The organism is Streptomyces sp. NPDC057010, assembly GCF_042673805.1.
In the GTDB taxonomy this organism is placed as follows: Bacteria; Actinomycetota; Actinomycetes; order Streptomycetales; family Streptomycetaceae; genus Streptomyces.
In genome coordinates, this window is record NZ_JBHUSC010000019.1 from 1 (window position 1) to 17,873 (window position 17,873).

General features: G+C 72.5%; 16 protein-coding genes. 5 read left to right on the plus strand and 11 right to left on the minus strand.

Annotation, left to right across the window (positions count from 1 at the left end; genetic code table 11):
- Window positions 1–827 (plus strand): penicillin-binding transpeptidase domain-containing protein (locus ACFTXQ_RS18015; RefSeq protein ID WP_382641810.1); only part of this gene is annotated, 827 nt, incomplete at its 5' end.
- 112 nt (window positions 828–939) lie between these two features.
- Here the strand turns inward: ACFTXQ_RS18015 and ACFTXQ_RS18020 are convergent.
- The 4 genes from ACFTXQ_RS18020 to ACFTXQ_RS18035 are packed head-to-tail and all read right to left on the minus strand — an operon-like array spanning window position 940 to window position 4,715.
- Window positions 940–2,100 carry a serine hydrolase domain-containing protein gene (locus tag ACFTXQ_RS18020; RefSeq protein ID WP_382641812.1) on the minus strand — a complete coding sequence of 387 codons (1,161 nt, stop codon included), beginning with the start codon at window positions 2,098–2,100 and terminating at the stop codon, window positions 940–942.
- A 28-nt stretch (window positions 2,101–2,128) separates the two neighbouring features.
- Window positions 2,129–2,902 carry an energy-coupling factor ABC transporter ATP-binding protein gene (locus ACFTXQ_RS18025; RefSeq protein WP_382641988.1) on the minus strand — a complete coding sequence of 258 codons (774 nt, stop codon included), beginning with the start codon at window positions 2,900–2,902 and terminating at the stop codon, window positions 2,129–2,131.
- Window positions 2,890–3,651, minus strand: a complete 762-nt coding sequence (cbiQ, locus tag ACFTXQ_RS18030) for a cobalt ECF transporter T component CbiQ (protein ID WP_382641814.1) — start codon at window positions 3,649–3,651, stop codon at window positions 2,890–2,892. Before cbiQ ends, ACFTXQ_RS18025 begins: the two co-directional genes overlap by 13 nt.
- A 17-nt stretch (window positions 3,652–3,668) precedes the next feature.
- On the minus strand, window positions 3,669–4,715 hold the full coding sequence (locus tag ACFTXQ_RS18035; RefSeq protein ID WP_382641816.1) for an energy-coupling factor ABC transporter permease: 1,047 nt from the start codon (window positions 4,713–4,715) through the stop codon (window positions 3,669–3,671).
- A 171-nt stretch (window positions 4,716–4,886) separates the two neighbouring features.
- On the opposite strand from ACFTXQ_RS18035, the gene ACFTXQ_RS18040 reads away from it, so the two are divergent.
- Window positions 4,887–5,276 (plus strand): SsgA family sporulation/cell division regulator, encoded by a 390-nt coding sequence (locus tag ACFTXQ_RS18040; protein WP_382641818.1) that lies wholly within the window; start codon window positions 4,887–4,889, stop codon window positions 5,274–5,276.
- A 78-nt stretch (window positions 5,277–5,354) separates the two neighbouring features.
- Here the strand turns inward: ACFTXQ_RS18040 and ACFTXQ_RS18045 are convergent, their stop codons facing one another.
- Window positions 5,355–7,544 carry an MMPL family transporter gene (locus tag ACFTXQ_RS18045; protein ID WP_382641820.1) on the minus strand — a complete coding sequence of 730 codons (2,190 nt, stop codon included), beginning with the start codon at window positions 7,542–7,544 and terminating at the stop codon, window positions 5,355–5,357.
- Window positions 7,545–7,665: 121 nt separating this feature from the next.
- Window positions 7,666–8,256 (minus strand): TetR/AcrR family transcriptional regulator, encoded by a 591-nt coding sequence (locus ACFTXQ_RS18050; protein WP_382641822.1) that lies wholly within the window; start codon window positions 8,254–8,256, stop codon window positions 7,666–7,668.
- Window positions 8,257–8,424: 168 nt separating this feature from the next.
- Between ACFTXQ_RS18050 and ACFTXQ_RS18055 the strand changes: the two genes are divergently transcribed.
- On the plus strand, window positions 8,425–11,682 hold the full coding sequence (locus ACFTXQ_RS18055) for a S41 family peptidase (RefSeq protein ID WP_382641824.1): 3,258 nt from the start codon (window positions 8,425–8,427) through the stop codon (window positions 11,680–11,682).
- Window positions 11,683–11,891: 209 nt separating this feature from the next.
- On the opposite strand, the gene ACFTXQ_RS18060 is transcribed toward ACFTXQ_RS18055, so the two are convergent.
- From ACFTXQ_RS18060 to ACFTXQ_RS18075, 4 genes are all read right to left on the minus strand, one after another.
- Window positions 11,892–12,077 (minus strand): hypothetical protein, encoded by a 186-nt coding sequence (locus ACFTXQ_RS18060; protein ID WP_382641826.1) that lies wholly within the window; start codon window positions 12,075–12,077, stop codon window positions 11,892–11,894.
- A gap of 76 nt (window positions 12,078–12,153) precedes the next feature.
- Window positions 12,154–13,038 carry an SDR family oxidoreductase gene (locus ACFTXQ_RS18065; protein ID WP_382641828.1) on the minus strand — a complete coding sequence of 295 codons (885 nt, stop codon included), beginning with the start codon at window positions 13,036–13,038 and terminating at the stop codon, window positions 12,154–12,156.
- Window positions 13,035–13,967, minus strand: coding sequence for an alpha/beta fold hydrolase (locus ACFTXQ_RS18070; RefSeq protein ID WP_382641830.1), 933 nt, complete (start codon window positions 13,965–13,967; stop codon window positions 13,035–13,037). Before ACFTXQ_RS18070 ends, ACFTXQ_RS18065 begins: the two co-directional genes overlap by 4 nt.
- Entirely contained in the window at window positions 13,964–15,640 is a 1,677-nt protein-coding gene (locus ACFTXQ_RS18075; RefSeq protein WP_382641832.1) for a flavin-containing monooxygenase, read from the minus strand. The genes ACFTXQ_RS18070 and ACFTXQ_RS18075 overlap by 4 nt, the downstream gene beginning before the upstream one ends.
- 137 nt (window positions 15,641–15,777) lie before the next feature.
- Here ACFTXQ_RS18075 and ACFTXQ_RS18080 point away from each other — a divergent pair, with 137 nt between their 5' ends.
- Window positions 15,778–16,470, plus strand: coding sequence for a MerR family transcriptional regulator (locus tag ACFTXQ_RS18080; RefSeq protein WP_382641834.1), 693 nt, complete (start codon window positions 15,778–15,780; stop codon window positions 16,468–16,470).
- Here the strand turns inward: ACFTXQ_RS18080 and ACFTXQ_RS18085 are convergent.
- A complete protein-coding gene (locus ACFTXQ_RS18085) occupies window positions 16,452–17,255 on the minus strand; it encodes an exodeoxyribonuclease III (protein WP_382641836.1) in 804 nt (267 codons plus the stop codon). The two genes, ACFTXQ_RS18080 and ACFTXQ_RS18085, sit on opposite strands and share 19 nt — an antisense overlap.
- A gap of 38 nt (window positions 17,256–17,293) precedes the next feature.
- Here ACFTXQ_RS18085 and ACFTXQ_RS18090 point away from each other — a divergent pair, with 38 nt between their 5' ends.
- Window positions 17,294–17,794, plus strand: a complete 501-nt coding sequence (locus ACFTXQ_RS18090; protein ID WP_382641838.1) for a GNAT family N-acetyltransferase — start codon at window positions 17,294–17,296, stop codon at window positions 17,792–17,794.
- Window positions 17,795–17,873: the final 79 nt, after the last annotated feature.

Genomic DNA, 17,873 nt, shown 5'->3' on the forward strand with positions numbered 1-17,873 from the left:
CCGTCCAGCCGAGCAGCGGGCACGTCCTGGCCGTCGCCAACCACCGCAAGGACGGCTTCAACGCGGCGATGAGGGGCGCCAGGGCGCCCGGCTCCACGATGAAGATCGTGACGGCGGCGATGCTGATCGACCGGGGGCTGGTCTCGGCCGACAAGCCGGCGGAGTGCACCAAGGACGCGGTGTGGGGCGGGCGCACCTTCCACAACCTGAAGAACTTCGAGGCGCCCGGCGCCACCTTCGCGACCAGCTTCGCCAGGTCCTGCAACACGGCCTTCATCAAGCCGATCGACGGCGTCAGGGACGACGCCGCGCTGTCGAAGGAGGCCACGCAGGTCTTCGGCATCGACCTGGACTGGAAGACGGGCATCAAGTCGGTCGACGGCAAGGTCCCGACGGCGACGGGCGCGGAGGAGGCGGCCGGCTACATCGGCCAGGGCCAGATCACCATGAACCCGCTGAACGTGGCCTCCATCACGGCGACGGCACGCACCGGGGTGTTCCGCCAGCCGGTGCTGGTCTCCCCGGACCTCGACGGCCGTACGATCGCGACGGCGCAGCGGCGGATGAAGCCGGCGGTGCAGCAGCAGCTGGTGTCGATGATGCGGCTGACGGCGAGCAGCGGTACGGCCCAGCAGACGATGGCCGCCGTCGGCGGCTCCGACAAGGGCGCGAAGACCGGCTCCGCGGAGGTCGACGGCTCGGGCAGCCCGGACAGCTGGTTCACCGGCTTCAGCGGTGACGTGGCCGCGGCGGCGATGGTCGAGGGCGGCGGCCACGGCGCCGACGCCGCCGGGCCGATCGTGGCCACGGTCCTGAACGCCGGCTGAAACGCCGGCGGGGCTGGATTGCCCGCAGGGCAAACTCAGCCCCGCCTGCGTTTGAGGCGCGGGGGCTCGGGGGCAGCGCCCCCGCAGCGGCGCCGCAGCCAAGTACGAACCGCTAGGCCAGCGCAGCGCGCAGGGCGCGGACCAGGGCCTGGGCCCGGGGGTCGGCCGTCACCGACTTGGCGTGGGCGTTGGTGACGTAGCCGAACCCGATGCCCGACTCCGGGTCCGCGAAGGCCAGGGATCCGCCGCGCCCCGGATGGCCGAAGGAGGCCGGGGAGAGCAGCGGGGAGGCCGGCCCGTGCAGCATGTAGCCGGGGCCGAAGCGGGTGTTGACCACCAGGACGCGGTCGGGCCCCGAGGAGAGCTCCCGCCCCGCCAGCGCCGTCGTCTCGGGGGTGAAGATCCGGGCCCCGTCCTCCACCACCCCGATGGTGGCCGCGTAGAAGCGGGCCAGGGCGCGCGCCGTGCCGATGCCGGCCGAGCCGGGGAGTTCGGCGGCCTGGTAGACGGGGTCGTTCTCGTCCGGCTGGGGGTCGATGGCCGCGAAGGCGCGGCGGGTGAGGGAGGCGGGGTCGGCGTACGCCTCGGAGACGTTGCGCCGCGGCCGGGTCTTCAGCGTGCCGGCGCCCGAGGGCGGCTCGACCGGAGCCACCCGGCCCACCCGGTGAGCTTCCGTCTCCGGCAGGCCGATCCAGAAGTCCAGCCCCAGCGGCTCCGCTATCTCCTCGGCCAGGATGGAGCCCACCGTGCGCCCGGTGGCGCGGAGCACCAGCTCGGACACCAGCCAGCTGAAGGTCTGCGCGTGGTAGCCGTGCTCGGTGCCCGGCTCCCAGAACGCCCGCTGCGCGGCGACCGCGCGCGCTCCGCTGACCCCGTCGGCGGCCTCGGCGACGGTCAGTCCGCGGTCCAGCGCGGGGACGCCGGCCCGGTGCGAGAGCAGGTCGCGGACCAGGGTCTTCTCCTTGCCGCCCGCCTTGAACTCCGGCCAGTACGAACCCACCGGCGCGTCCAGGTCCAGCAGTCCGCGCTGGTGCAGCAGCAGCGGCACCGCGGCGGCCACGCCCTTGGTCGCGGAGCGGACGATCTGCGCGGTGTCCTCGACCCAGGGCTCGGTGCCGTTGGCGTCCTTGGTGCCGCCCCACAGGTCGACGACCTTGTGTCCGTCGCGGTAGACGGCCACGGCCGCGCCCCGGTCCCCGAGCACCTCGAAATTGCGTACGAACGCGTCCCGGACGGGCTCGAAGCCCTCCGCCACCTCACCCTGAATGTTCACGTCGACCCCAACAACCGGCGGCCGGTCCTTATGCCACCGCCACCGAGCGGGGGTCGAAGCCGAAGGGGAGCTCCAGCCGGTGGGCCCGCATCAGGGGCTCGTCGCACAGCAGGTCCTGGGTGCGGCCGTCCGCCGCGATGACGCCCTCGCTGAGGATGACGGAGCGCGGGCACAGCTCCAGTGCGTACGGGAGGTCGTGGGTCACCATCAGCACGGTCACGTCGAGCGAGCGCAGGATGTCGGCGAGCTCGCGCCGCGAGGCCGGGTCGAGGTTGGAGGAGGGCTCGTCGAGGACGAGGATCTCGGGCCGCATCGCCAGGACGGTGGCGACGGCCACCCGGCGGCGCTGCCCGAAGGAGAGGTGGTGCGGCGGCCGGTCGGCGAAGCCGGCCATGCCGACCTGCTCCAGGGCCTCGCGGACGCGTTCCTCCAGCTCCGCGCCGCGCATCCCGGCGGCGGCCGGTCCGAAGGCCACGTCCTCCCGGACGGTGGGCATGAACAGCTGGTCGTCGGGGTCCTGGAAGACGATGCCGACCCGGCGGCGGATCTCGGCGAGGTTGCGCTTGTCCACGGGCAGCCCGGCCACGGTCACCGAGCCGACCCCGCCGGTGAGGATGCCGTTGAGGTGCAGGACCAGCGTGGTCTTGCCGGCGCCGTTGGGTCCGAGCAGGGCGACGCGCTCGCCGCGCCCGACGGTCAGGTCCACGCCGAACAGGGCCTGGTGCCCGTCGGGGTAGGCGTAGGCGAGGCCGGTCACTTCGAGGGACGGGGCGGGAGACGGAGAGAGGGTCACAGGGTCCAGCCCATCAGACAGACGGCCAGGGCCGTCACGGGGAGTGCGGCCGCGTACGCCCACTGGGCGCGCGTGGCCACGACGTCGTCGATCACCGGCATCGAGCCGGCGTAGCCGCGGCTGACCATCGCGAGGTACACCCGCTCGCCGCGCTCGTAGGAGCGGATGAAGAGGGCGCCGGCCGTCTTGGCCAGGACGCCCCAGTGCCGGATGCCGCGCGCTTCGAAGCCGCGGGAGCGGCGGGCGATGGACATCCGGCGCAGCTCGTCGCTGATCACGTCCCCGTAGCGGATCATGAAGGAGGCGATCTGGACGAGGAGCGGCGGCAGCTTGAGGCGCTGGAGGCCCAGCAGCAGGGCCCGCAGTTCGGTGGTCGAGGCGAGCAGGACGGAGGCGGCGACTCCGAGCGTGCCCTTGGCCAGGACGTTCCAGGCGCCCCAGAGGCCGGAGACGCTGAGCGACATGCCGAGGACCTCCACCCGCTCGCCCTCCGCCACGAAGGGCATGAGCACGGCGAAGGCGACGAAGGGGACCTCGATCAGGAGCCGGCGCAGCAGGAAGCCGGCGGGGACGCGGGCCACGGCCGCGGCCCCTGCGAGGAGGACCGCGTACAGCCCGAAGGCCCACACCGCCTCGCGCGGTGTGGACACGACGATCACGACGAAGGCGAAGGCCGCGGCGAGCTTGCAGTGCGGCGGCAGTGCGTGGACGGGCGAGTGGCCGTGCCGGTAGAGCTTGTGGGCGTGACCCGCTCCCATGGCGGAACCTCTGGCTCTCAGACCGTGGACGGCGCGGCCGCGGCCGGCTCGTCGGTACGGCGGCGGCGCACGGTCCAGAAGATCCCGGAGCCGACGGCGACGGTCGCGCCGACGCCGATGACGCCCGCGAGGCCGCCGGAGAGGCGGGTGTCGTCGACGTCCTTGACGCTGTAGTCGGCGAGCGGGGAACCGGCGGCCGCGTGCTCCTCGACCTTCTGGTCGATGCCCTGGTCGGCGGCGACCTTCTCCAGGCCGTCGGGGCTGGCGGAGGCGTAGAAGGAGACGAATCCGGCGAGGACGAGGGCGGTGACCAGGCCGGTGGCCCACACCTTCCGGGTGGAGCGGGCGGCGACGGGGGCCGGGGCGGCGGCCGGGGCGTCGACGAGTGCGCCGTCCACGCGCAGCTTCAGCGGGGTGGTGAGCCCGCGCGCCCCGTGCACCAGGTCGGGCCGTACGGCGATCACGGCGCCGACGGTCGCGGCGGTGATGGCGGCCTCGCCGATGCCGATGAGCACGTGCACGCCGACCATGGCGGTGAACACCTTGCCGATGGGGACGTCGGTGGTGCCGCCGATCGCGTAGATGGCGGTGAAGGCGGTGGCCGCGGCGGGCACCGAGAGCAGGGCTCCGGCGAAGGCGGCGGCGGTGACGGAGCGGCGGGTGGGCGGCAGCACCCCGATCAGCCCGCGGAAGATCGCGTAGGCGACGACGACGGTGACGACGCCCATGACGCTGATGTTGACGCCGAGGGCGGTCAGGCCGCCGTCGGCGAAGAGTATGCCCTGCATCAGCAGGACCACGGACACGCACAGCACGCCGGTGTAGGGGCCGACGAGTATGGCGGCGAGGGCGCCGCCCAGCAGGTGGCCGCTGGTGCCGGCGGCGACGGGGAAGTTGAGCATCTGCACGGCGAAGATGAAGGCGGCGACGAGGCCGGCGAGCGGGGCGGTGCGCTCGTCGAGCTCGCGGCGGGCGCCGCGCAGGCTGACGGCGACCGCGGCGGCGGCCGCCACTCCGGCGGCCACCGAGACGGGTGCGTTGATGAATCCGTCGGGCACATGCATGGAGAAGCTCCGCTTCCGGTGACGCAGTCTTTAACCGTTCAAGAGTAGTGCCCAATTGCGAATCGTTGGCAAGAGCGTCCCCGTCACAAATAGCGCCGCGCGGTTTCGTCGGAATGTGCGAGGCTGGACGCACAAACGGACTGGGATGTTCCGATTGCGAGGAGCAGGTCGATGTCAGCACCCGCCGAGAACCACGCAGCGACCATGACCGCGACCGTCGTCGAGGAGCGGGTCCGCGCCCGCGTGATCACGGACGACCCCCTCTACCGGGCGATCCCCGTCGCCCTGCGCTTCGCCCCCGCCGAGCCGCTGGCCGTACGGATCGTCTTCCCGGCGGACGTCACCCCCGAAGGCACCGACAACGAATGGGTCTTCCCCCGCGCCCTGCTGGAGGCGGGGCTGCTGGCCCCGACGGGGACCGGGGACGTACGCGTCTGGCCCTGCGGCCGCGTCCAGGCGGTCGTCGAGTTCCACTCCCCCGAGGGCGTCGCCGTGATCCAGTTCGACATCGCGGCCCTGCGGCGCTTCCTGCGGCGTACGTACGCCCCCACCACCCGATAGGCGCAACGGGCCCGGCCCGGTACCTGAGGTTCAGGTACCGGGCCGGGCCGTTGTGCGTACGTGACGTACGGAGCCGGGTCAGGCGTTGACCAGCTCGCGGTCCTTGTCCGGGTCCTCCGGGGAGGCAGCGAGGTGCTTGCGCAGGCTCTCGCCCTCCACGTCCACGTTCGGCAGCAGCCGGTCCAGCCAGCGCGGCAGCCACCAGGCCTTGTGGCCGAGCAGGGCGAGCACCGCCGGGACGATGGCCATGCGGACCACGAAGGCGTCGAAGAAGACGGCGACGGCCAGACCGAAGCCGATCATCTTGACCATCTGCTCGCTGGCCCCGATGAAGCCGGAGAACACCGCGATCATGATGACGGCGGCGGCCACGACCACCCGGGCGCTGTACTGGAAGCCCGTCACCACGGCCTGGCCGGGGCGCTCGCCGTGGACGTACGCCTCGCGCATGCGGGTGACGAGGAAGACCTCGTAGTCCATGGCCAGGCCGAAGACGACGCCCACCATGAAGATCGGCATCATCGACATGATCGGGCCGGTCTGCTCCACGCCGAAGAGCGAGCCGAGCCAGCCCCACTGGAAGACCGCGACGACGGCACCGAGGGCGGCGACGACCGAGAGCAGGAATCCGAGGGCCGCCTTGAGCGGAACCAGGATCGAGCGGAACACCAGCATCAGCAGCAGGAAGGCGAGGCCGACGACGAGCGCCAGGTAGGGCAGCAGCGCGTCGTTCATCTTCTGCGAGAAGTCGATGTTCATCGCGGTGGCGCCGGTGACCAGGACGTCGTCACCGCTGCCGTCGCGGATCTCGTGGACCAGGTCCTCGGTCTGCGTGGAGGACGGGCGGTCCTTCGGGATGACGGTGATGATCGACGCGTCGCCGGCCTTGTTGGGGGTCGGCGGGGTGACCGCGGCGACGCCCTCCAGGCCCTTGATCCGCTCGACGGTGGAGTCGGCGAGCGCCTTGTCCCCGTCCACGACCACCATCAGCGGGCCGTTGAAGCCCGGGCCGAAGCCTTCGGACAGCAGGTCGTACGCCTGGCGCTGGGTGGTGGAGACCGGCTGGGCGCCGTCGTCCGGCAGGCCCATCTCCAGCTTGCTCGCCGGGACGGCGATGACGCCGAGGCCGATGACACCGGCCAGCAGCACCATCACCGGGCGGCGCAGGACGAAACGGGCCCAGCGGGTGCCGCCGTTGGCCTTCTTCTCCAGCGAGGGCTTGCCCTTGCCGAACAGCTTGCTCTTCTGCCCGGCGGGCAGGACCTTCCTGCCGGCGAAGCCCAGGATGGCGGGGACCAGCGTCAGGGCGACCAGCACCGCGATGACCACGGTGCCGGCGGCCGCGAAGCCCATCTTGCTCAGCATGGGGATGTTGACGACGGCCAGGCCCACCAGGGCGATGACCACGGTCAGACCGGCGAAGACCACGGCGGAACCGGCGGTTCCGACGGCCCGGCCGGCGGCCTCGTCCCGCTCGCGGCCCTCGGCGAGCTCCGCGCGGTAGCGGGAGACGATGAAGAGCGCGTAGTCGATGCCGACGGCGAGGCCGATCATCATCGCGAGGGTGGAGGTGGTGGAGCCGAGGTCCAGCACGTTGGCGAGCGCGGTGATGGTGGAGATGCCGATGCCCACGCCGATCAGCGCGGTCAGCAGCGGCAGCCCGGCCGCGATCAGCGAGCCGAAGGTGATGACCAGGACGATGCCGGCGATCACGATGCCGATGATCTCGCCGGAGCCGGTCTCGGGGGCCGCCATCAGGGCGTCGCCGCCGATCTGGACGTTGAGGCCAGCGGCGGTGGCCTCCTTGCCGGAGTCCTTGAGCGCGTCACGCGTCGCGTCGGTCAACTCCATGCCGCTGACCTTGTACTTGGTGCTGATGTAGGCGGTGGAGCCGTCCTGGCTCACGGCCTGCGCCTGGTACGGGTCGGCGACCGAGGAGATCTGGTCCTTGCCGGGGCCGGACTTCAGGCCCTCGACGATCTTCTCCACCTCGGCCTTGGGGGCGGGGTCGGTGACCTTGGCGCCCGCCGGGGCCTTGATGACGATCCGGGCGGTCGCGCCGTCCGCGGACATGCCCGGGAAGCGCTCCTCCAGCAGGTCGAAGGCCTTCTGGGCCTCCGTGCCCGGTATCGAGAAGGAGCCGGAGGAGGGTGCGCCGGCCGAGGACGCGCCGAAGCCGGCCGCGAACAGCAGCGCCACCCATATGAGGGCGACCAGGCGGCGGCGCCTGAAGGCACCGCGGCCGAGCCGGTAGAGGAAGGTAGCCACGTCGGTGGTTCTCCCGTTCAGGTCGTGGGATGGAAGGGCAGGAAAAGCCGGCCCGACGACGAGAGCGGCGTGTCAGGAGCAGCAGGAGCAGTGCTTGGGGACGGGGTGGAGCAGGGGACGGTCAGACGCCGAGGGCGGGGAAGACCACGGCGTCGATGAAGTCACCGAGGAAGGTCCGGTCCACCGGACGGTCCTCGATCAGCGGGAGCGCGATGAACGCCCCGATGAGCATGTGCGGTACGAAGTCGAGGGCCGGGCAGTCCGGGCGGATCTCGCCCCGGTCCACCGCGCGCTGCAGCATCACCTGGAGTCCGTTGATCTCCGGGTCGACCAGCAGGTCCCGCAGCGCCTTGTGGAGTTCCGGGCTCTCGTGCACGGCATGGGCCAGACCCCGCATCAGTGCGGTGTCCTTGGCCATCTGCGCGTCGTCGGAGTGCTCCACCATGCGGGCGAAGTCGCCGCGCAGGCTGCCCGTGTCGATCTCCCGCAGCGAGACGGGCTGCGTACATCGAAGGGCCTTGGCCACCAGCTCCGGCTTGCTCCCCCACTGGCGGTAGAGGGTGGCCTTGCTGGACTTCGTACGGGCGGCGACCGCGTCCATGGTCAGCGCCTCGTAGCCGACCTCGCGCAGGAGGTCGAGGACCGCCCCGTGGAGTTCGGCTTCCCGTTCGGGGGTGATCCGGCTGCGCCGAGCCGATGTCGCCTCGGTCATCTCCGCGCCTCCCATCCGGACGGGCCTCTTATCGAAACGAATCTGTTCCGTACACCTAGACCATACCTCCGAGCCAAGCGAAACGAAACCGTTCCGTTTCGCTTGGAGGAGTGGCGTGGATCACCTGTACGAGTTGCCAGGCCCCCTCCGCGCGGAAAGCATTGGGGGGTGAGTCACGACGTCGCGTACCTCCGGTTCCCGCACCTGCACGACGACCTGCTGTGCTTCGCCACCGAGGACGACCTCTGGGTCGCCCCGCTGGTCCCCGACGGCCAGACCCCCGGCCGGGCCTGGCGGATCACCGTCGACCGGACCCGGGTCGGGCACCCCCGTTTCTCCCCCGACGGCCGGCACATCGCCTTCACCACCTGGCGCAGCCTCGATCCCGAGATCCACCTCGCCCCCGTGGACGGCGGCCCGGCCCGCCGGCTCAGCCACTGGGGCTCCACCGACACCCGGGTCTGCGGCTGGGACCCCGACGGCAACATCCTCGCGGTCTCCTCGCACGGCCAGCCGTTCTCGTACTACTCCTGGGCCTACAAACTGCCCACCGACGGCAGCCCCGGCGGCCGCCTCCCCTGGGGCCCGGTCTCCGACATCCAGGTCGCCGACGTCGACGGGGAGCACCGCACCCTGCTGCTCACCGGCAAACCCCCGCACGAGCCGGCCGCCTGGAAGCGCTACCGCGGCGGCGCCACCGGCCGGCTGTGGCTGCACGGCGAGCGGCTGCTGAAGGACGTGGAGGGCCACCTCGACTCCCCGATGTTCGTGGACGGGCGGATCGCCTTCCTCTCCGACCACGAGGGCATCGGCAACCTCTACTCCTGCCTGCCCGACGGCGCCGACCTGCGCCGCCACACCGACCACGAGGAGTTCTACGCCCGGCACGCCTCCAGCGACGGCTCCCGGATCGTCTACCAGTGCGGCGGGGACATCTGGATCGTGGAGTCCCTGGACCGGGACGCCGTCCCGCGCAAGCTCCCGGTCCGCCTCGGCGGCCCGCGCGCGGGCCGCCGTACGTACCAGGTCTCGGCCGCCAGCCACGTCGACTCCCTCTCCGTCGACACCACCGGGCGGGCCAGCGCGGTCGTGGTGCGCGGCAGCCTCTACTGGCTGACCCACCGCGACGGGCCGGCCCGCACCATCGCCGACACCCCCGGCGTACGGGTGCGGCTGCCCGAGATGCTCGGCTCCGGCGGGCAGGTCGCCTACGTCACCGACGCCGAGGGCGAGGACGCGATCGAGATCGCCTACCTGCCGCGCGCCTCCGGGGAGCGGGAGCCGCGCCGGCTGGCCTCGGGCGAGCTGGGGCGCGTACTGGAACTGCTGTCGGATCCGGACGGCGAGCGCCTCGCCATCGCCTCCAATGACGGGCGGCTGCTGCTCATCGACGCCACCGAGGAGTCCAACGGGGAGGTCACCGAGCTGATCCGGTCCATCAACGGGCCCGTGACCGATCTGGCGTTCTCTCCCGACGGGGCCTGGCTGACCTGGTCGCACCCGGGGATCGGGCGCTCCCTGCGGCAGATCAAGATGGCGCGGATCTCCGGGCCGGGCGCCCGCACCGTCGTGGACGTCACCAACGGCCGCTTCGAGGACGAGAATCCGGTCTTCACCCGGGACGGCCGCTACCTCGCGTTCCTGTCGTGGCGCGGTTTCGACCCGGTCTACGACGTGCACACCGGCGACCTGTCCTTCCCGCTGGGCTGCCGCCCGTACCTGGTGCCGCTGTCCTCGGCCACCCCTTCGCCCTTCGCGCTGTCCGCCGAGGGCCGCCCGGCTGCGGGCGGACTCGACCCGCAGGAAGGGGACTCGGGGGACGGCGCGGTGATGGTGGAGGTGGAGGGCCTGGAGAGCCGGGTCACGCCCTTCCCGGTGACCGCGTCCAAGTACTCGGCGCTCTACCCGGTCAGCGGCGGCGGGCTGGTCTGGCTGCGCTGGCCGATCTCCGGCGCGCTCGGCGAGACCTTCGCCAACCCGGCCGACATCAGCGGCAAGCCCACGCTGGAGCACTTCGACCTGACCAAGGCCCGCAAGACGGAACTGGCCTCCGGACTGGACTGGTTCGCGGTCAGCGGCGACGGTACCCGGCTCGTCATCAACGACGAGGGGGACCTGCGGGCCGTCCCGGCGACCGAGTCCGGCGACAGCGACTCGACCGTCTACCTGGACCTGCGGCGCATCCTGCACGAGGTGGACCCGGCGGCCGAATGGCGCCAGGCCTACGAGGAGGCCGGGCGGATCATCCGCGCCTACTTCTGGGAGCCGAAGATGTGCGGCATCGACTGGGACGGGGTGCTGCGCCAGTACCGCTCCCTGGTCGAACGGGTGGCCTCCCCCGACGAGTTCGCCGACCTGCTGCGCGAGGTCCTCGGCGAGCTGGGCACCTCGCACGCCTACGTCTCCCCCGCCCGCCGCAACGAGGGCCCCCCGCACTACCAGCGGGCGATCGGCCTGCTCGGCGCCAACCTCGTGCCCCGGGACGGGACATGGGTGGTCGGCCGGATCCTGCCCGGCGAGTCCTCGGACTCCAAGGCCCGCTCCCCGCTCGCCGGCACCGGCATCCGGGAGGGCGCGGTGCTCACCCACGTGGACGGCCGCCCGGTGGATCCGGTGGCCGGCCCGTACCCGCTGCTCGCGGCGGCCGGGGGCACCACCGTCGAGCTGACCTTCCAGCCCGCGGAGGGCGAGGGCCGCGCCCGGCGGGTCGCGATCGTGCCGCTGATCGACGAGCGGCCGCTGCGCTACCAGGACTGGGTGTCCAAGCGGCGCGAGGTGGTCCGGGAGGTCAGCGGCGGCCGCTGCGGCTACCTCCACATCCCCGACATGGGCGGCTCCGGCTGGGCGCAGTTCAACCGCGACCTGCGGATGGAGATGTCCCGGCCCGCGCTGATCGTGGACGTACGCGGCAACGCGGGCGGGCACATCAGCGAGCTGGTGGTGGAGAAGCTGACCCGCTCGATCCTCGGCTGGGACCTGACGCGCGACGCCCAGCCGGTCTCCTACGCCTCGAACGCGCCCCGGGGCCCGATCGTGGCGCTGGCCGACGAGGCGACCTCCTCGGACGGGGACATGATCACGGCGGCCTTCAAGCTGCTGGGGCTCGGCCCGGTGGTCGGGCAGCGGACCTGGGGCGGGGTGGTCGGCATGACCGGCCGGCACACCCTGGGCGACGGCACGGTGATCACGGTGCCGATGAACGCCGCCTGGTTCCCGGAGTACGGGTGGTCGGTGGAGAACCACGGCGTGGAGCCGGACCTGGAGATCCAGCGCAGCCCGCTCGACTGGGCGGAGGGGCGGCACGCCCAGCTCGACGACGCCGTCTACCTGGCACTGGAACTGCTGGAGCAGGACCCGGCCGCGGTGCCGCCCGGCTACACGGACGTACCGGACCGGCGCCGCCCGAAGCTCCCGCCGCGGGGGTGAACACGACCGAGGGGCGGGCGGCCGCCCCGGCGCGCCCCCCGGCCCCGCCCCCGCGGGGCCCCCCCGGGCCCGCCCCGGGGCGGGGGGCCCCCCCGCCCCCGCGCCGGCCCGCCCGGGGCCCCCCCCCCCCCCCCGGCGGGGGGGGCCACCCCCCCGGGGGGGGGGGCCCCGCCGGGCCCCCGCCCCTCGGCAGGCACTCGGCGGAACGCTCAGACGTCCCAGTTCTCGTCGAACTCGTCACGCGCCCGGTCCGCTTGGCCCTGGGGCTTCGTCTTCGACTTGTCCTGGATCTTGGCCGAGCGCTGGGACGCTTCGCCCTTCGCGCCCTGCGCGGCCTTCTGCGCCTTGTCCTTGAGGTCGTTCGCCTTGTCCTGGAACTGGTCCTTGATACCCATGCTTCTCACTCCATGAGGGGTGTCGGTGGTTGGGCCTCGACCAGACTTGCACGGGCGGACAAAGCTCGCATTTCGATCAGTGACTCTGTGTGCGTTCCTTCTCGTCGGCGGCCCCGCCCGCCCCCACAAGGCCCTTGGAAACACCGGCCAGTCGCGGTTCGAACCGCTTCATCTCCCGCTGCCCGACGGTCGCGATGATCCCGGGCAGGTATCCGCGGGTGCCCTGCATCCCGCGCAGCCACCACTGCGCGTACACGTGCGCCGAGCGCCGCTCGATGCCCGCGACGATCCGGTCGACGGCCGGCCCCAGCGGGTAGGTCCGGTTCGAGGGCCAGGGCAGCCGCCGGCGCAGCTCCCGCATGACCTCGTCCTGGTCGGCGCCGCGCACCATGTCGGTGTCGGTCCAGGACAGGTAGCCGACGCCGACCTTGACGCCCTTGTAGCCGACCTCGGCGCGCAGGCAGTGGGCGAAGGCCTCGACGCCGGACTTGGAAGCGCAGTACGCGGTCATCATCGGCGCCGGGGTGATCGCGGCGAGCGAGGCGATCTGGAGGAAGTAGCCGCGGCTCTCCATCAGGACGGGGAGGAAGGCGCGGGCGGTGACGGCGCCGCCGATGAGGTTGACCTCGATCACCCGGCGCCAGGCGTCGGGGTCGGAGTCGGCGAACGGCCCGCCGGCGGCCACGCCGGCGTTGGCGACGACGATGTCGACCTTGCCGAAGCGCTGCTTGACCTCCTGCGCGACGCGGGCCATGGCCTCGTGGTCGGTGACGTCGGCGTACCAGTGGTCGCTGTCGGTGTGCAGCCGCTCCGAGACCTCCTTGAGGGCCTCCGGCTCCAGGCCGACGAGGGCGACCTTCGCGCCGCGCGCGGAGAGTTTGCGGGCGAGCAGCTCGCCGACGCCCCGGGCGGCGCCGGTGACGACGGCGACCTGGCCTTCCAGACTCCTGCGAGCACTCACGACGTCTTCTCCTTCTCGGTGGTGGGGAGATACAGCTGGGTCAGCTCGCGCACGGCGTCGGTCACGGCCTCCGGCGCCTCGATGGGCGTCATGTGCCCCATCCCGGTGAGCTCGGTGAGCCCCACGCAGTGGGGCAGGGCGGCCGCGAGCCCGCGGGCGTGCACGACGGGTGTGAGCCGGTCCTTGGTCCCGCCGATGACGGCGGTGGGCACGGTGAGCCGAGCCACGTCGGCGTCCAGGTCCAGCCCGGCCAGCACCCGGGACCAGGCGTGCCGGACGCCCGTGGGGCAGGCGTGGACGATACGGGCGCACGCCTCGACCTTGTCGGGCGCCGAACCGGGGCCCATCGTGGCGTACTTCAGGACCTTCCGCGCGACGGGCGTGACCGGCCCGAGCGGGGCGCGGGAGCCGAGGACCGCGCCGGTGACGCGGGTCCGCGCGCGGCCGGGGCGCACGGGCACGACCTGCGCCTCCGCGACCAGCCGGGCGCTGCCGGTGCTGCACAGCAGCGCGGCGGCGGCGTGCTCGGCGAACTCCGGCCGGGCGGAGGCCGCCATGATCGTCATCCCGCCCATGGAGTGCCCGGCGACGACCGCCCGCTCGCCGGGGCCGAGGGCGGCGCCGAGTACGGCGACGAGGTCGTCGGCGAGGGCGGTGGTGCCGTACCCGTGCGTCTGGCCGGCGGGGCTGCGGCCGTGCCCGCGCTGGTCGTAGGCGATGACCCGGTGGTCCTTGGCCAGCTCCCGGATCTGGGCGGCCCAGAAGGCGGTGGAGCAGGTCCATCCGTGCGCCAGCACCACGGCCGGCGCCCCTTCCTCCCCGTGCACCTCGACGTGCAGCCGCGCCCCGTCCACGGAAACGGCCTCGAACTCCCGGCGCGGGACGGGCGGCGCGTACCGCCCGGCGGTCACGTGCCCGACGCGGCTCATGCCGCACCCTCCACAGGTTCAGCCCCGCCGACGGCAACTCCGGCCTCGCCAGGGGCAAATCCAGCCTCCCCGGCGTTTGAGGGGCCGCCGGAGGCGAATCCAGCCTCGCCGGCGTTTGAGGCGCGGGGGTCCGGGGGCAGGGCCCCCGGCAACGGCGCCGCACCCGACCCCACGGCCACCGGGACCCGCTCCCGCGCCCGTACGACCTCGTACTCGGCCAGGTCCACGGTCCGCGTCTCCCGCCGGAACTCTCCCGTGGTCCCCGGCCAGACGGTGGTGTTGCGCCCCTGCGCGTCCAGGTACCAGCTGGTGCAGCCGCCCGTGTTCCACACGGTCCGCTCCATCCGGGCCTGCACCTGCCGGTTCCACTGGTTGACGGCCGACGGCCGGGCCGCGAGCGCGACCTTCCCACCCAGCACGCCCAGCTGCCGCAGGTAGTCCGCCATGTAGTTCAGCTGCGACTCGATCATCAGGATCATCGAGCTGTTCCCGAGTCCGGTGTTCGGCCCGATGATCGTCATCCAGTTGGGGAACCCCGCGGCGGTGGCCCCGCGCAGCGCCTGCATCCCGTCCTTCCACGCGTCGGCGAGCGTCCTGCCGTCCGCCCCGACGACCCGGTCGGCGATCGGCATGTCCGTGACGTGGAAGCCGGTGCCGAAGACGATCGCGTCGACCTCGGTCTCCGTCCCGTCGGCGGCGACCAGCACCGAGCCCCGGATCTCCTTCAGCCCGGAGGCCACCAGGTCCACGTTCGGCCGCGCCAGCGCCGGGTAGTACTCGCTCGACAGCAGGATCCGCTTGCAGCCGATCCGGTACGAGGGCGTCAGCCTGGCCCGCAGCGCCGGGTCCTTGATGGAGCGGGCCATGTTGGCCTTGGCCAGGGACTCGATCAGCCCGAGCTGGTTCGGCCGCTTGCAGAAGGCGCTCACCTGGAGCTCCCGGATCCCCCACAGCAGCCCGCGCCGCGCCGCCTGCGTGAAGGGCAGCTGCCGGTGCAGCCACCGCTCGACGGCGCTGATCGCCCGGTCCGAGCGCGGCAGGACCCACGGCGGCGTCCGCTGGAACAGCGTGAGCCGCTCCACCTCGGGGGCGATGGAGGGCACGATCTGGATGGCGGAGGCGCCGGTCCCGATCATCGCGACGCGCTTGCCGCGCAGGTCGTAGTCGTGGTCCCAGCGCGCGGAGTGGAAGACCTTGCCGGGGAACCCGGAGAGCCCCGGCACCTCCGGCATCTTCGGATCGGACAGCGGCCCGGTCGCCGACACCACCACATCGGCGGTCAGCTCGCCGGAGGAGGTCTCGATCTCCCAGTGCAGCTCCTGCGCGTCCCAGCGCATCATCCGCACCTCGGAGTCGAGGCGGATGTGGCGGCGCAGCCCGAAGGTGTCGGCGACGTGCTCCAGGTAGGCGCGGATGGCCGGCTGCCCGGAGAAGGTCCGGGGCCAGTCGGGGTTCGGCGCGAAGGAGAAGGAGTAGAGGTGCGAGGGGACGTCGCACGCGCATCCCGGATAGCTGTTGTCGCGCCAGGTCCCGCCGACCGAGCCGGCGCGCTCCAGCACGACGAAGTCCGTGATCCCCTCGCGCCGCAGCCGCACGGCCGCGCCGAGCCCGCCGAACCCGGACCCGATCACCGCCACACGTACGTGCTCGCGCCGTGTGTCACTGCCACCCATGCCCGCCGCCTTCCGCCTCAGACCCAGATAAACACTGCCAGCAATCACTGGCACAATCGGGAGGGTAGAGCAGCCCCGTACCCATGGGTAGGGGTCGCGCCCGGAAAGTTACTGCGGGTACGCCATAGGCTGCGTCCGTGGCGAAGGAAGAGACGGAAGAGACGAAGACGGTGCGCGAGTACCGCACGGAGGAACTGGCCGAGGCGGCCGGCATCCCGGTCCGCACCCTGCGCTTCTACCGCGAGCGCAAACTGCTCCCGCCGCCGCGCCGCGAGGGCCGCATCGCCTGGTACGACGACCACCACCTGGCCCGGCTGCGCACCATCGCCGCCCTGCTGGAGCGCGGCCACACCCTCGGCGGCATCGCGGAGCTCACCGCCGCCTTCGAGAGCGGCCGCGACGTCGGCCAGCTCGGCGAGCTCCTGGGCATCGGCTGGTCGGAGGAGACCCCCGTACGGCTGACGCCCGAGGCCCTGGCCGACTACTTCGAGGGCGAGGTCACCCCGGAGAACCTGGCGGCCGGGCTCGACCTCGGCTACCTCGCGGTCGACGGCGACACGATCGTCCACGTCAGCCGCCGCCTCCTGGAGGTCTCCTCGGCGCTGGTGCGCGAGGGGGTCCCGCTCGCGGCCGTCCTGGAGACGGGCCGTCGCGTCCGCGAGCACGCGGACGCGCTGGCGGCCCTCTTCACCGAGCTGATATCGGCCCACATGCCGCCGGACGCCCTGCCGCGCCTGCGCCCGCTCGCGAAGAGCGTGGTCGAGGCCGAGCTGACGATGGCGATGGACCGCCTGCTGGCTTCGTCCCCCGCTCAGGAACCGAGCTCGTAGACGACGGTCACGGGCGCGTGGTCCGACCAGCGCTCGGGGTGCGTCTCGGCCCGCTCGACGAACGCCTTCACGGCCTTCGCGGCCAGCCCGGGCGTCGCCACCTGGAGGTCGATCCGCCAGCCGGCGTCGTTGTCGAAGGCCCGCCCGCGGTAGGACCACCAGGAGTACGGCCCCTCGGTGTCGGGGTGCAGCGCGCGCACGACGTCGACGTACCCGGCGTCGCCGTAGACGCTGCCGAGCCACTCCCGCTCCTCGGGCAGGAACCCGGCGTTCTTCCGGTTCGTCTTCCAGTTCTTGAGATCGGCTTCCCGGTGGCAGATGTTCCAGTCACCGCAGACCACGACCTCGCGCCCGTCGGCGGCGGCCCGCACCTTCAGCTTCTGCAGGTAGTCGAGGAACTCGCCCATGAACCGGTACTTCTCGTCCTGCTTCTCGGTCCCGGCCTCACCGGAGGGCAGGTAGAGGCTGGCGACGGTCACACCGGGCAGGTCGATCTCGATGTACCGCCCGCTCGCGTCGAACTCGTCGCTCCCGAACCCGATGCGCACCTGCTCCGGCTCCCGCCGCGTGTACAGCGCGACCCCGGCCCGGCCCTTGGCGGCGGCCGGCGCGAACACGGTGTGCCAGCCCTCGGGGGTCCGCGCCTCCACCGGAATCTGCCCCTCCTCCGCCCGCACTTCCTGCAGGCAGACGACGTCGGCATCGGATCCGGCGAGCCACTCCACGAACCCCTTCTTGGCGGCGGCGCGGATCCCATTCACATTCACGGAAGTCACGGTCAGCATCCGAGCACCATAGCCGGATGGTTCCGTACGCTATTCAGATGTCTCACGGTATAAACCTCCGCTCCGTGCCGTACGACCACCCGGACGCGGTCAAGCTCAACGACCAGGTCCAGCTGGAGTACCAGGAGCGGTACGACGGTGAGGGCGATGTCACGTTCCTCGACCCCGCCATGTTCGCCCCGCCGCGCGGCCTCTACCTGCTCGCGTACGACGCCGCGGGCTCCCCGGTCGCCAGCGGCGGCTGGCGCGGCCACGAGGAGAACGACGAGGGCTACGCGGACGGCGACGCCGAGCTGAAGCGCATGTACGTGATCCCGGAGGCCCGCGGCCTGGGCCTGGCCCGCCGCATCCTGGCGACCCTGGAGTCGGACGCCCGCGAGGCGGGCCGCACGCGCATGGTCCTGGAGACGGGCGACCAGCAGCCGGAGGCGATCGCCCTCTACCTGTCCTCGGGCTACACGCTGACGGCCGAGTCGGCCAAGTTCGGCCACTACCGCTCTTACCCGTCGAGCCGCTGCATGACGAAGCCGCTCGGCTAGCGCCGGCCGACCCACCCCTGAGCCGGGGGTGGATTTCCAGCCCGTCCGGCGTTTGAGGACCGGGTCCGGGCAGAGCCCG

What these genes read in the sequence shown, in the direction of transcription:
- ACFTXQ_RS18075 (WP_382641832.1), bottom strand. Translation starts at nt 15,640, where the DNA reads ATGGGTGGCAGTGACACACGGCGCGAGCACGTACGTGTGGCGGTGATC.
- ACFTXQ_RS18085 (WP_382641836.1), bottom strand. Translation starts at nt 17,255, where the DNA reads ATGCTGACCGTGACTTCCGTGAATGTGAATGGGATCCGCGCCGCCGCC.
- ACFTXQ_RS18060 (WP_382641826.1), bottom strand. Translation starts at nt 12,077, where the DNA reads ATGGGTATCAAGGACCAGTTCCAGGACAAGGCGAACGACCTCAAGGAC.
- ACFTXQ_RS18070 (WP_382641830.1), bottom strand. Translation starts at nt 13,967, where the DNA reads ATGAGCCGCGTCGGGCACGTGACCGCCGGGCGGTACGCGCCGCCCGTC.
- cbiQ (WP_382641814.1), bottom strand. Translation starts at nt 3,651, where the DNA reads ATGGGAGCGGGTCACGCCCACAAGCTCTACCGGCACGGCCACTCGCCC.
- ACFTXQ_RS18090 (WP_382641838.1), top strand. Translation starts at nt 17,294, where the DNA reads ATGTCTCACGGTATAAACCTCCGCTCCGTGCCGTACGACCACCCGGAC.
- ACFTXQ_RS18035 (WP_382641816.1), bottom strand. Translation starts at nt 4,715, where the DNA reads ATGCATGTGCCCGACGGATTCATCAACGCACCCGTCTCGGTGGCCGCC.
- ACFTXQ_RS18050 (WP_382641822.1), bottom strand. Translation starts at nt 8,256, where the DNA reads ATGACCGAGGCGACATCGGCTCGGCGCAGCCGGATCACCCCCGAACGG.
- ACFTXQ_RS18040 (WP_382641818.1), top strand. Translation starts at nt 4,887, where the DNA reads ATGTCAGCACCCGCCGAGAACCACGCAGCGACCATGACCGCGACCGTC.